This is a genomic window from Aegicerativicinus sediminis, assembly GCF_015476115.1.
Lineage (GTDB): Bacteria > Bacteroidota > Bacteroidia > Flavobacteriales > Flavobacteriaceae > Aegicerativicinus > Aegicerativicinus sediminis.
The window spans coordinates 350,025-363,235 of sequence record NZ_CP064295.1; the positions used below are offsets into that span (position 1 = coordinate 350,025).

Below are 13,211 nucleotides of genomic sequence, written 5' to 3' on the forward strand. Positions count from 1 at the left end.
TTCACAATTTTTGAGTAGGTAAATCGTAAGTAAATGCTTAAAAACATAGATATGCATCATACCTAAAAATCAAAAGGGCAATTTCTTCTACAAAATTGCCCTTTTCAAATTTATTGAATGATTCTTACGCATCTATATTAGCATAAATTGCATTCTTTTCAATGAATTCTCTTCGTGGAGGAACCTCATCACCCATTAACATGGAGAAGATTCTATCGGCCTCACTACCATTGTCAATATTCACTTGTCTCAAAGTCCTAAATTCCGGATTCATGGTAGTGTCCCACAATTGCTCCGCATTCATTTCTCCAAGACCTTTGTATCGTTGGATACTTACACTTCCACCAAATTCCTCAGCATAGGCATCTCGTTCTTTATCATTCCATGCATATGCCTTTTTCTGACCTTTTTTAACTAAGTATAAAGGCGGTGTCGCAATATACACATGCCCATTCTCAATCAATTCCTTCATATATCTAAAAAAGAATGTTAGAATCAATGTTGCAATGTGGCTACCATCGATATCGGCATCACACATAATTACAATTTTATGGTACCTCAATTTTGAAAGGTTAAGAGCCTTACTATCCTCTTCGGTTCCAATCGTAACGCCAAGAGCTGTGAAGATGTTTTTTATTTCTTCATTTTCAAAGACTTTGTGCTGCATGGCTTTTTCAACATTCAAAATTTTACCCCTTAATGGTAAAATTGCTTGAAAGTTTCTATCTCGTCCTTGTTTTGCTGTCCCACCTGCGGAATCACCCTCTACCAAGAACACTTCACATTTAGCAGGGTCTTGCTCAGAACAATCACTTAGCTTTCCAGGTAATCCACCTATACTCATCACCGTTTTCCGCTGAACCATTTCGCGAGCCTTTTGGGCTGCATGGCGCGCTTGGGCTGCAAGAATAACTTTCTGTACGATTATTTTAGCGTCGTCTGGATGCTCCTCCAAATAATCCGTAAGCATTTCTGAAACTGCCTGTGAAACCGAAGCCGATACTTCACGGTTACCGAGCTTGGTTTTTGTTTGACCTTCAAACTGTGGTTCCGCAACTTTTACAGAAATAATTGCTGTTAAACCTTCACGAAAATCATCTCCAGAAATATCGAATTTCAATTTATCGGTCATACCCGATGAATCGGCATATTTTTTCAGGGTGTTTGTGAGCCCCCTCCTAAATCCGGAAAGATGGGTACCCCCCTCATGGGTATTTATATTATTTACGTAAGAATGTAAATTCTCCGCATAAGAAGTATTATAGATCATTGCCACTTCAACCGGAATATCATTCTTTTCACCTTCAAAAGCAATAACCTCTTGAATAATCGGCTCTCTATTTCCGTCTAAATATTTTACAAATTCAGTAAGACCTTCATTAGAATGGAATGTTTCACCCTCATAATTACCATCTTTATCAACTGCCCTTCTATCCTCGAGATGTATGGTAATACCTTTGTTCAAATAAGCAAGTTCTCGCATCCTACTTGCAAGAGTATCGTAATTATACTCTAAAGTTTGAGTAAATATTTGATGGTCTGGCTTAAAAGTAACCAAGGTTCCAGTTTCATCACTATCTCCGACAGTCTTTACAGGATATAGGGTTTTACCTCTTTCATACTCTTGCTCCCATATATGACCTTCCCTATAAACCGTTGCCTTTAAATGTTCAGAAAGGGCATTCACACAGCTTACACCAACTCCGTGTAAACCACCTGAAACCTTATATGAATCCTTATCAAATTTTCCACCGGCCCCGATTTTGGTCATTACAACTTCCAAAGCAGAAACACCTTCCTTCTTATGAAGCCCCACAGGAATCCCTCGACCATTATCCTTTACGGAAATGGAATTATCTTCATTTATTATTACCGTAATAGTATCACAATGGCCGGCTAATGCCTCATCAATTGAGTTATCGACAACTTCATATACCAAGTGATGTAAACCACGCACTCCAACATCCCCGATATACATGGAAGGACGCATCCTTACATGCTCCATTCCTTCGAGGGCCTGAATACTATCCTCGGAATATTGCTTTTTGTTTTCTTCGCTCATTTACTTTAATTCTAATTCTTTGATTGAACATAAAAAAATGATACAAAACAGTATCATTTTGGCGTATTTCACAAAGATACAACATTAAAACCCCTTTTTTAGGCATTCTAATGCATTTATCATTTATTTATCAACAATAACTATTGAAAAGTTAAAATGCAGGAAAAAGCCTTTAAAGCGGCTTAAATTTGAAATGATTATTTTTTATCGATTTTTCTAAACTCAACAATTGAGTTTTATATATTTCAGAATTAACACCTTAGAAAAATACCAAAAGAGGCTCTTTCGAACCTCTTTTTTCTTACAATTAACCTTTATGTGAACAATTTATTTTACATAAGAATCTTCATGTACCTTCGCGACGGCCCTACCACTTGGTTCATTCATATTTTTGAAAGCTTCATCCCATTCCAATGCAATTTTGGTACTACATGCTACACTAGGTTCTTGTGGAACACTAAGGGCTGCAGCATCGCTAGGAAAATGCTCTTCAAAAATGGATCTATAATAATACTCTTCCTTTGTTTGAGGCGTCTGTAATGGGAATCTATATTTAGCGTTTGTCATTTGCTCATCTGAAACCACTTCGTTTACGACTTCCTTTAAAGTGTCAATCCAACTATAGCCTACTCCATCACTAAATTGCTCTTTTTGTCTCCAAGCAACGCTAGCCGGTAAATAATCTTCAAACGCCTTTCTTACCACCCATTTTTCCATTCTTTCTTTTGTAATCATTTTATCTTGGGGGTTAATGCGCATGGCTACATCCATAAATTCTTTATCCAAAAACGGAACCCTACCTTCTATACCCCAGGCTGCCAAACTTTTATTCGCCCTTAAACAGTCATACATATGAAGTTTACTGAGCTTCCTGACGGTCTCCTCATGAAATTCTTTTGCATTTGGTGCTTTATGAAAATAAAGATACCCTCCGAAAAGTTCATCCGCACCTTCGCCAGATAACACCATTTTTATACCCATAGATTTTATTACTCTAGCCATTAAATACATAGGTGTTGAAGCTCTAATGGTAGTTATATCATAGGTTTCAAGGTTGTAAATAACATCTTTTATAGCGTCTAATCCTTCTTGAATTGTAAACTTTATTTCGTGGTGAACAGTTCCTATATGATCGGCAACCTTTTTTGCAGCAGCAAGGTCTGGGGACCCCTCAAGACCAACAGAAAAAGAATGTAATTGAGGCCACCAAGCGTCAGCTATATCATCAGATTCCACCCTTCTTTTAGAGAATTTTTTGGCAATGGCAGATGTTACAGAAGAATCTAGGCCACCCGAAAGTAACACTCCATAAGGAACATCGCTCATCAGCTGTCTATGCACGGCATCTTCCAAAGCTTTCTTTAATTCAGCAATGTCGGTTACATTGTCCTTTACATTATCATATTCGGTCCATTCTCTATTATACCACTTTACATATTTTCCATCTTTGCTAGAAAAATAATGCCCCGGCGGAAATAGTTCAATTTTTGAGCAATAGCCTTCCAATGCTTTTAATTCTGAAGCAACATAAAATGTTCCGTACTTATCCCATCCAATATATAACGGAATAATACCGACATGATCTCTGGCAATAAAATATTCGTCCTTCTCTGAATCGTACAGAGCAAATCCGAATATCCCGTTCATTTCATCAATAAATCCAGGACCTTTTTCTTGATATAATGCCAAAATAACTTCACAATCCGATTCTGTTTTGAAATTGTACCTGCCCTCAAATTGCTTTCTCAATTCACGGTGGTTATATATTTCCCCGTTTGCTGCCAAAATAAGTTTTCCGTCTTCACTGAACAAAGGCTGTTTCCCGGATGCAGGATCAACTATAGCCAAACGTTCGTGCGCAATTACTGCCTTTTCATTATTATAAATCCCACTCCAATCCGGACCGCGATGCCTTACCTTTTTGGACATTTCTAATAATTGAGGCCTTAAATCCTCCGCCTTTTGCTTTAAATCAAAAGCACAAACAATACCACACATAATTTTAATTATTAATCTGAAACAAAAATCATAGTTACTATTATTATTAAAAACTATTTATTAATAATAGATTATATTTTATAACTTAAATATCATTATTACATAACAAATGAAATAAAATATATTGATTCAGGTTCTTTACGATTATACTTTTTAACTTTAAGATCTTAATTTTAGGACAACTTTAAGAGGGTTAAGTCATATTTTTAAAAAAAATCGAAGAAACATGCGCAAATCATTAGTATTAGGAACAATTTTTACATTCTTGTTGACATTTCCAGCCGCTTTAACTGCTCAAGATTTTAGTGGTTTAGACAAAAGTCCAATGGATGCAGCTGCCTACCCAAAGAGCAACCGTGAAACTATCAAAAAAATTAAGGTCTATTATAGTAGACCACAGCTTAATGGTAGATCACTATCAGATTTAACTCCAAATGATAAAGTTTGGAGAACTGGAGCCAATGAAGCTACAGAAATTACATTTTTTGAAGACATGAAAATGGGTGATTCTAAAGTACCTGCTGGCACATATTCTCTTTACACCATACCTGGACCAAAAGAATGGACAATTATTTTGAATAAGGATACCAATGTTTGGGGTGCTTACTCTTACAATGAAGGAAATGATGTTGCAAGAGTTAAAGTACCTGTAACAAAAGGAGGGAATTCATTGGATGCATTCTCTATAACTTTCGATGATGCTGGAACAATGCATATGGGTTGGGACACCATGAGAGTTGCCGTTCCATTTACAGAATAAGCAATAGCATCCAATAAAAATCATAAAGCTCAGGCCCTTTTTGGATCTGAGCTTTTTTTTATGGAATGTTCAAATATTTATGGGTTTGCAGGGAGACTTTCCATTTAGGATGTGCCATTACATAATCCACAATGAGGGGAATAACTTTGTCGCGTTTACTCCACTCGGGCTGTAAATAAAGCACACAATTTTTATTCACTTTTGCCGCTTGTTCTTCAGCAAACCTAAAATCATCCTTGTTATAAACTATCACCTTTAATTCATTAGCTTTTTGACAAACCTCTTTAGTAGGTAATTTCAATTTTTTAGGTGATAAACAAATCCAATCCCAAACTCCCGTTAAGTCATAAGCCCCAGAAGTTTCAATGTGAATTTTCATATTTAATTCCTTCAAACGCTCAGTCAAAGGGGTCATATTCCACATCAAAGGCTCTCCACCTGTAATCACAATAGTATCGCTATATTTTTGTGCTTCTAGTGCAATTTTTTCTATATGGGTCGGAGGGTGTAATTCAGCATTCCAACTTTCCTTTACATCACACCAATGGCAACCAATGTCACAACCTCCTACCCTAATAAAATAAGCCGCAGTCCCTTTATGATATCCTTCTCCTTGTATGGTATAAAATTGCTCCATTAAAGGAAGCATCTCACCCTTATCCACCAATATTTGTGTTTCATTTTTCATTGAGGACAAAGGTAATCATTCCTTCAGTTACATTTGAAAATAAGCAATCTTTAAGGTTTTAAACTTGATTAAAATTGGTGTATTTTTAGGCAAAATTTTGGCAAATGGCAAATAAAGAAGCCTTCATTGAGGAGATAAATAATGGCTATTTATTTAAAGGTGAATATATTACCTTAGGTGCAGCAATGATAGGGGGTGAAACCTTAACGAACACTTTTGTAAATGTTCCCCTAAAGACTCTAAACCGGCATGGATTGATTGCAGGAGCGACAGGAACTGGTAAAACAAAAACCCTTCAAGTTTTAGCTGAAAATTTATCAGACCAAGGCATACCTGTTATTTTAATGGATGTGAAAGGAGACTTAAGCGGATTAGCCAAACCAAGTCCTGGGCATCCCAAAATAGATGAGCGCCATGCTAAAATTGGACTCAACTTTGAAGCAAAAGGTTTCCCGGTTGAAATTTTATCTTTATCCGAACAAGATGGAGTGCGCTTAAGGGCAACTGTTAGCGAATTTGGTCCGGTATTAATTTCAAGAATACTCGACTTATCTGATACCCAAGCGGGCATTGTTGCTGTAATTTTCAAATATTGCGATGATAACAAGTTACCATTATTAGATTTAAAGGATTTCAAGAAAATACTACAATATGCAACTGAAGAGGGCAAAAAAGAATTTGAAGAGGCTTATGGGCGAATATCAACAGCTTCTACTGGTGCTATCCTAAGAAAAATTGTAGAACTTGAACAGCAAGGAGCGGACCTTTTTTTTGGTGAAAAATCATTCGACACACAAGATTTATTGAGGGTTGATGAGAATGGCAGAGGTTATATCAACATCCTACGTTTAACCGATATACAAGACAGGCCCAAGCTGTTTTCAACATTCATGTTGAGCTTACTTGCTGAAATTTATTCTACCTTTCCAGAACAAGGAGATGCTGATAGACCCGAATTAATTATGTTTATTGATGAGGCACATCTAATTTTCGATGAGGCTTCAAAAGTTTTGCTTAACCAAATAGAAAGCATTATTAAGCTTATTCGAAGTAAGGGAGTTGGAATTTATTTTGTGACCCAAAATCCGACAGATGTACCATCAGAAGTTCTTGGCCAACTCGGATTAAAAATTCAACATGCCCTAAGAGCTTTTACAGCTAAAGACAGACAGGCAATTAAATTAACGGCCCAAAATTATCCTATTTCCGAGTTTTACGATACAACTACTGTTCTAACCTCACTAGGAACCGGAGAAGCCCTTGTATCTGTTTTAGATGAAAAAGGAAGGCCTTCACCCTTGGTCGCTACAATGATGCGAGCGCCGATGAGCCGTATGGACATTCTAACCAAAACAGAATTGGAAGAACTTTATTCGTATTCTAAATTGTTGAGAAAATATAATGAAAGTATTGATAGGGAAAGTGCATACGAAATACTAAACCAAAAGATTGAAGAGGCCGAAAAAGAAGAAGCCCAAGAAAAAGCTCGCTTAGAGAGGGAACGTTTAGAGAGGGAAAGAGAAAAGCAACGCGAAAGAGATTCTACCACATACAGAAGACGAAGTTCACGAAGTACCACAAGTCCTTTGGTAAAAGTTTTAACCAGCCCCACGGTTATAAGAAGTGTTCTTGGAATACTCACTAAAATGATGAAATAATATTTAAATAAAACCAATGAAATTACCACAGATCGCAACGTTTATAGTATTTGCAATTATGTTTTCTTGCAATAAGGAAGTCGACCCATATCTTATAACAGATCAGAGTATCGGTCTACTTACAGATTCTACCCAGGTAAAGGAATTAAAGGAAATTTTTGGTAGCGATTCAATTGTAAATTATAGTGATGGTGAAGAGTTCACTAGAGATTTTAATAATATTGATGTTTATTCAAAAGAAGGGGAAAAATTATTGACATTGACTCCGAAGATCCTCGGCGATTCAACCTCAGTAATTGAAAGTGTACAAATATTTTCTCCAAAGTTTAAAACAGATAAGGCTATAACTAGTCAAAGTTCCTTCAAAGACATATCGGATAATTATAAAATAACTAAGATTAACAACATCATCAACAATTTGGTTTTGAGTGTTGATGAACTCAATGCGTCATTCACCATAGACAAAGAAGAATTGCCTTCTAATTTGAGGTTTAATATGGATTTAAATATTGAAAAATCCCAAATACCTGATAAGGCAAAAATTAAACATTTTTTCGTGTACTGGAACTAATTACAATTCTCTGATTATTGAATCCTTTTCTTTCCAAAATTCTTGTAGATGTCGCCAAAAAGCGACTCTCAAATAAAAAATCGAATAAACCACCTTCTGACCGGGAGATTATTCCTTATGCCGAAAAATTGCAAGTTGAGCTGTTTCATGCAATAAAAGATTATTTTTTAATTATTGTTGGTGTATTCTCCGCAGGATTTGGGTTAAAGGGATTTTTATTGCCAAATCATTTTATCGACGGTGGTGTTACCGGTATTTCACTATTAATCCAAAATTTATCTAAAATAGATTTAGGTATACTATTGGTTATTGTAAACATTCCATTTCTAATTTTAGGGGCACGTACTTTCAGCGTGAAATTTGCACTTAAAAGTGCCGTAGCCATAACTTTTCTCGCTATAGTCGTACACTTTATAAATTATCCTATTGTTACCAATGATAAATTATTAATTGCCCTATTTGGGGGATTTTTTCTTGGACTTGGAATTGGAATGGCCATGAGAGGTGGTAGTGTTATAGATGGTACCGAGGTCCTTGCTGTTTATCTCAGTAGAAAATTTTCTCTAACTGTAGGTGATGTCTTATTAATAATTAACATCATTATCTTTTCATTTGGGGCTTATGTATTGTCAATAGAAACGGCTTTATATGCCATACTTACCTATTTAGCCGCAGCCAAAACGGTAGATTTTGTGGTAGATGGTGTTGAAGAATATGTTGGAGTTACCATAATTTCTGATCACCATGAAGAGATCAGGCAAATGATAACTGTTAAATTAAGAAGGGCCTGCACTATATTTTTAGGAAAAAGCGGCGTTAATACAGAAGAACGCACTTCCTATAAAAATATAATTTACTTAGTAGTAACCCGTTTAGAACTTTCAAGACTTCATACCGAAATAGACAAAATTGACAGTAACGCATTCACTGTAATGGGGGTGGTAAAAGACCTTAAAGGAGGAATGATTAAGAAAAAACCATTGAAATAATTGTGTAATGGCAAAATATAAAATTCAGAAAAATCCATTTATTGTACCGACCACCGACGGTAAATCAATAAAAGAACATTTCGGATTGGCTACTACAAACACTAAAGAAATTAGTATTGCCCACATGGTAGCTCCTTCTGGATGGAGTGAACCATTCCAAACCCCAGAATTCGATGAATACACCATTGTAATTAAAGGCAAAAAACAATTTAATATCGAAGGTGAAAAGTTGGTTATTTCTGCCGGCGAATCTATTTTTGTGCCTAAGAACACTCGTGTTCAATACTCAAATCCATTCCTAGAACCTTGTGAATATATAGCTATATGCACTCCTGCGTTTGATATTACTAAGGCAAACCGAGAAGCAGATGAAATGGATTTTAGTTAAGCTAATAGGATTTTACTGTAATATTGCGAGTCTGTTTTTCCCAAAACATTCGGGGAAATTAGCCCTTAAGCTGTTTTCCATTCCGCGTAAAGGGTGGATTAAAAAAGGGCAACAAGACTTTTTAGACACTTCGTTCAGGGAAGAGTTGGTATATGATGATGAGGCGATAATGTCCTATCGTTGGAAAGGCAATGGTTCTACAATCTTATTGGTTCATGGCTGGGAAAGTAATACAGCTAGATGGGAATCGCTTATTAGGCTTTTACAAAAAATAGATCTAAATATTGTTGCCATAGATGCACCGGCACATGGAAATTCAGGGAGTTATTTCTTCAATGTAAATCTATATTCAAAATTTCTGAAAAAAATTATCGAAAGAACGAAACCAAATTTTGTAATTGCGCATTCGGTAGGTGCAATGGCTGTTTGCAAATCCTTTGCCGACCTTCAAAACTACACTCCTAAAAAAATGGTATTGATTGGAGCTCCATCAAAATATGAAGATATCTTGCAACGCTATATCAAAATGATGGGGTATAATAATCGGGTAAGTTCTAATTTTAAAAGTAGAATAGTTGATATTTTCAAAACTTCCTTGCATAGTATAAATACTGCTAGTTATGCGAAACTTTTAAATACTCCGATTTTAGTGGTACATGATCAATTCGACGATGTTATCCCTTATAACGATGCATTGGAAATTGAGGCCGAATGTAGGCACTCCAAACTAGTAACTACTAAAAATATGGGGCACTCCTTAAATAATGAAGTGGTTAACCATCATATCTTGGAATATGTCTCAAGTTGATATTTTATAAATTTGCACCTTATTAATTTACAACCTACGTGGAAGAACAATTAACAAGATTAAATAAATACCTCAGCGAAGCAGGGTTCTGCTCGAGGCGAGAAGCAGATAAACTTATAGCAGAAGGAAGAGTAACCATTAATGATGTGGTCCCGGAAATGGGGACAAAGGTAACACCCTCAGATATTGTAAAAGTTGACGGAAAGAGGATAAAAAATGATGAGGAAGAGAGAACTTACCTCATGCTCAACAAACCAGTAGGAATTGTTTGCACTACAGACACTAGGGTTGAGAAGGACAATATTATAGATTTCATTAATTACCCTAAACGTATATTTCCCATTGGGCGACTAGATAAGGATAGTGAAGGATTAATTTTATTGACAGATGACGGTGATATTGTAAACAAAATTTTACGTGCCCGCCATAATCACGAAAAGGAATATATTGTAACCGTAGATAAAACCATCTCTCAAACTTTTATTAATGGCATGGCATCCGGTGTGCCCATTTTAGGACAAACCACCAAAAAATGTCAAGTTGAAAAAATTGATTCAAAGACTTTCAAAATCATACTAACCCAAGGGCTTAACCGTCAAATTAGGCGGATGTGTGAGTATTTCAATTATAATGTTACTTCCTTAAAACGAATAAGAATTATTAACATCACACTAGATGTACCTGTTGGATCGTATAGGGAATTAACAGCCACCGAATTATCAACTCTATATAAGCTTTTGGAAGGGCCTCAAAAGAAAAATAAGGGCAAGAATCAACAAAATCATTAATCAATTCAAGATAAAATTAGCAGGTATTACGTCATTTCTTAATTTGATTATTATGTAATTTTACCTCAAAACAATTTGAAATGATACGTGTATTAGCATTAATTCTTACCCTTGGAGGCATGATTGCCCTAGTGTTAGGTGTATTAGGAATATTCGGCAACAATTTAGTTACTTTAAGCCCATGGGCCCTTACAATTTTAGGGTTAGTTTTCTTTATTGCTGGTGTTTCGATGTTAAAATATAGAAAAGATACTCCCACAAACTAAATGGCAGCAACATCTAATTATCCCTTTCACCTTGCAATTCCTGTTCACAATCTCAGGGAATGCAGAGAATTTTATGGTACAGTTTTAAAATGTGAAGAAGGCCGAAGTAGCGATCATTGGGTCGATTTCAATCTTTTCGGACATCAATTGGTTATACATTTTAAACCTAAATCTGGTGAACAACTTCATTCCAATCCCGTAGATGGTAAGGATGTACCCGTACCTCATTTTGGGGTTGTGATTCCTTGGGTTGAATTTTTCAACTTTGCAGACCATTTAAAAGAACATGGCGTGGACTTTATCATTGAGCCATATTTAAGGTTTGAAGGATTGGTAGGTGAACAAGCAACTATGTTTTTTAAAGATCCTGCAGGAAATGCTTTAGAATTTAAAGCCTTCAAAGATATTTCGCAATTATTTGCCAAATAGACTATTTATAACGCCAACTTTTTAAATCTGCTCCTGCAGGGGCACTTTCTTCAATACGCTTCATGATTTTTGGAACATACATTGAATTGTATCTCAATCTAGAAATGTGGTTAGGATTGTCGTGGTCACCATTCCAGCAGTGTTCGGCCCTATCTCCATAATCAACCTCCCCATCATAATATGGATTCGTTGTACTTTCGAGAAAATCCTCCATTAAATAGACCGCATTGTTTAAATAATAGTTATCCATATCGCCACAATAAATATGGATTTTTCCTTTTAGCTTGTCTCCCAATTTATCCCAATCTCGCTCCAAAATGTGCCTTAAATCATAATTTTCTTTCCAAAATTGGGCTACATCTGGGTTTATTTTTCCTGTAAGTTTATCGTAGAGTCTTTTTGGATATCCATCCTCATCTTGAGGCGAATAGGTCGCCTCCCAAATATCCCATTGTTGACCAGACCTTGATTTATCTCCTAAGGCCAATTCGAAATGGTTACTGCGTCTAATAGTAGAATTGATATCACCCAAATAATTCCTGTACATAGGTTTTTCTAGATTTTGAAAATTACCATCGTAGTAGTAAACATTATCATCCTCATAAATATTAGCAAGACAATAGGCTCGGAAATCAATGGGGTCTGGGCAGGCTGCAAAACAGCCATTATACTCATCAGGATACATAACCTGGACCGCAAGAGCTTCCCAACCTCCTGTAGAACCTCCGTATAAAAACCGGGACCACCCCTCCCCAATTCCTCTAAATTGTTCCTCTATATAAGGAATCAACTCATATGTTATCGCATCCCCATAAGGACCTTGACTTGCAGAATTAACTGCATAGGAATCATCATAATAAGGAGTTGGGTGTTGAATTTCAATAACAATAAACCTAGGAAAATCAGGTTCATTCCATCGTTTATAAAAATCATATGCCTCTTGCTGTTGAATTTTATTATAACCCTCAACATGAAAACGTTCTGAATAATCCGGTTCTAAATTGGGATCTGGAGGAGTTGTACGCCATCCCCCAAAATTGCTTGGAAAATGGCCGTGGAAAATCATTAAGGGATAATTTGCTTCCGGATGCTCCTCAAACCCCTTCGGCAATAAAATATGGGCCCCTAAATAGATGTCTCTACCCCAAAATTCCGACAGTTTTTCAGATTTCAACTTAACGTGTTTAATCCATTCCGTATCTTCTGGTTCTGGTATAGGTGGAATTATTTTATCAATGGTAATCTTATACTCCGTTCCACTATTCTTTTCAAAAGTTATCTTCACAGGTTCGCTATACAAATTTCCCGGTGAACTATTCCATTTTTGACCTTCACCATTGTCCATCGGCAATTTTACAGTTTGTCCAGTCGACAACTTAAAGGTTTCGTACACATGAAATAAGGCCTGCACATAATAATCCCCGGATTCTAATTTAGATAAGTCATTTATAGGGTATCCAAATATGCCATCACCAATAGAAACGGTTCCACCTGTTTCTAGATCTTCGACGTTAACGCCGAAAATTTGTTGGGTATTTACACCTTCATTAATTTGAAATCGTGGTTCAGCCGCGGAGTCTTTACTGAACATTAAAAGCATCCGGCCATCCGTAGGTTGATCCATAAGACTATCGGAAATGGTAACTAAAAACTTGTTTCCGATTGAGGTTTTATTCTGCTTTTGGCAGGATAAGAAAATAAATAACAATAAAAGACAAGAGTAATATTGAGCTTTCATAGGAGGCTGGTTAGTTCTTTCAATTGAAAGATACCTTATTTTCAGAAATAAAAAAAGTGGCAAAAGCC

13 protein-coding genes are annotated in these 13,211 nt (G+C 36.2%); 9 read left to right on the top strand and 4 right to left on the bottom strand.

All coding sequences use genetic code 11. The annotated features are described in order from the left end of the window. Positions 1-124: 124 nt before the first annotated feature. Entirely contained in the window at positions 125-2,062 is a 1,938-nt protein-coding gene (gyrB, locus tag ISU00_RS01550; RefSeq protein ID WP_228852282.1) for a DNA topoisomerase (ATP-hydrolyzing) subunit B, read from the bottom strand. 327 nt (positions 2,063-2,389) lie between these two features. Continuing rightward, positions 2,390-4,060 (bottom strand): asparagine synthase B, encoded by a 1,671-nt coding sequence (gene asnB, locus ISU00_RS01555; RefSeq protein WP_228852283.1) that lies wholly within the window; start codon positions 4,058-4,060, stop codon positions 2,390-2,392. A 226-nt stretch (positions 4,061-4,286) separates the two neighbouring features. On the opposite strand from asnB, the gene ISU00_RS01560 reads away from it, so the two are divergent. Beyond that, positions 4,287-4,820 carry a DUF2911 domain-containing protein gene (locus ISU00_RS01560; protein WP_228852284.1) on the top strand — a complete coding sequence of 178 codons (534 nt, stop codon included), beginning with the start codon at positions 4,287-4,289 and terminating at the stop codon, positions 4,818-4,820. A gap of 58 nt (positions 4,821-4,878) precedes the next feature. Here the strand turns inward: ISU00_RS01560 and ISU00_RS01565 are convergent, their stop codons facing one another. Further along, positions 4,879-5,508: a 7-carboxy-7-deazaguanine synthase QueE gene (locus ISU00_RS01565; protein ID WP_228852285.1), complete on the bottom strand. Its 630-nt coding sequence runs from the start codon at positions 5,506-5,508 to the stop codon at positions 4,879-4,881. A 104-nt stretch (positions 5,509-5,612) separates the two neighbouring features. Between ISU00_RS01565 and ISU00_RS01570 the strand changes: the two genes are divergently transcribed. The 8 genes from ISU00_RS01570 (at position 5,613) to ISU00_RS01605 (ending at position 11,405) form a co-directional block, all read left to right on the top strand. Beyond that, on the top strand, positions 5,613-7,166 hold the full coding sequence (locus ISU00_RS01570; protein ID WP_228852286.1) for a helicase HerA-like domain-containing protein: 1,554 nt from the start codon (positions 5,613-5,615) through the stop codon (positions 7,164-7,166). Positions 7,167-7,182: 16 nt separating this feature from the next. Then, positions 7,183-7,737: a hypothetical protein gene (locus ISU00_RS01575; RefSeq protein WP_228852287.1), complete on the top strand. Its 555-nt coding sequence runs from the start codon at positions 7,183-7,185 to the stop codon at positions 7,735-7,737. Positions 7,738-7,754: 17 nt separating this feature from the next. Next, positions 7,755-8,726 (top strand): YitT family protein, encoded by a 972-nt coding sequence (locus tag ISU00_RS01580; protein ID WP_228852288.1) that lies wholly within the window; start codon positions 7,755-7,757, stop codon positions 8,724-8,726. Positions 8,727-8,733: 7 nt separating this feature from the next. After that, the gene (locus ISU00_RS01585; RefSeq protein WP_228852289.1) at positions 8,734-9,114 is read left to right on the top strand and encodes a cupin domain-containing protein; all 381 of its coding nucleotides are present in this window, start codon (positions 8,734-8,736) and stop codon (positions 9,112-9,114) included. Beyond that, a complete protein-coding gene (locus tag ISU00_RS01590; RefSeq protein WP_228852290.1) occupies positions 9,095-9,922 on the top strand; it encodes an alpha/beta hydrolase in 828 nt (275 codons plus the stop codon). The genes ISU00_RS01585 and ISU00_RS01590 overlap by 20 nt, the downstream gene beginning before the upstream one ends. Positions 9,923-9,960: 38 nt before the next feature. Further along, the gene (gene rluF / locus ISU00_RS01595) at positions 9,961-10,710 is read left to right on the top strand and encodes a 23S rRNA pseudouridine(2604) synthase RluF (RefSeq protein WP_228852291.1); all 750 of its coding nucleotides are present in this window, start codon (positions 9,961-9,963) and stop codon (positions 10,708-10,710) included. 80 nt (positions 10,711-10,790) lie between these two features. Further along, a complete protein-coding gene (locus ISU00_RS01600; RefSeq protein ID WP_228852292.1) occupies positions 10,791-10,976 on the top strand; it encodes a hypothetical protein in 186 nt (61 codons plus the stop codon). Continuing rightward, a complete protein-coding gene (locus ISU00_RS01605) occupies positions 10,977-11,405 on the top strand; it encodes a VOC family protein (protein ID WP_228852293.1) in 429 nt (142 codons plus the stop codon). Position 11,406: 1 nt separating this feature from the next. Here ISU00_RS01605 and ISU00_RS01610 read toward each other — a convergent pair whose 3' ends face one another. Beyond that, positions 11,407-13,143 carry an alpha/beta hydrolase-fold protein gene (locus ISU00_RS01610; RefSeq protein WP_228852294.1) on the bottom strand — a complete coding sequence of 579 codons (1,737 nt, stop codon included), beginning with the start codon at positions 13,141-13,143 and terminating at the stop codon, positions 11,407-11,409. Positions 13,144-13,211: the final 68 nt, after the last annotated feature.